This is a genomic window from Bacteroides sp. HMSC067B03 (assembly GCF_001811315.1).
In the GTDB taxonomy this organism is placed as follows: Bacteria; Bacteroidota; Bacteroidia; order Bacteroidales; family Bacteroidaceae; genus Bacteroides; species Bacteroides faecis.
In genome coordinates, this window is sequence record NZ_KV804321.1 from 1 (window position 1) to 495 (window position 495).

General features: G+C 51.7%; 1 pseudogene. It reads right to left on the reverse strand.

Features of this window, described 5'->3' with window-relative positions:
* Positions 1 to 495: pseudogene (locus tag HMPREF2794_RS07685) on the reverse strand (Vir protein); the annotation flags it as partial.

The window sequence follows — 495 nt, forward strand, 5'->3', positions numbered from 1 at the left end:
CTTCCGCAGCGGGTGCGCCTTCCACACCGTTCGAATTTGTTCCTTTCAGGGCATCAAGGATCAGGTGTGTATCCTCTTTCCCGGTGAAGCAGGTGTACATTTTGCCCAGCATCTTTGCGGAAAGCCCGTCGATCGTTTTACCAAGACCGCCCCAATAGAAACTGGAGGACAAGTCCCCTGCATAACATTCTTGTGCAGCGATGACAAAGGACTGCGAATGCGCCCGGATACACAAACCACGACGGATAAACTTCAACTTGTTGGCAGGGGTCAATGAGTTCCATTCTTCACGGGTAAAATACCATTTGGAATTATCGGAAATCCGGTTACATGCCACCCGCATGTCCAGCAATCCGGCAGCCCACTTTATCCGGTTCGGGAACTCGCTGGCACGTGAATTCTCCGTAATGTCGGCAAAGCCTACCGCCTGCAGGGCTTTTACCTGTTCCTGTTTATTGAGGCGCAGCAGGGTTGCGCTCTGTTCTTTTGTACTCA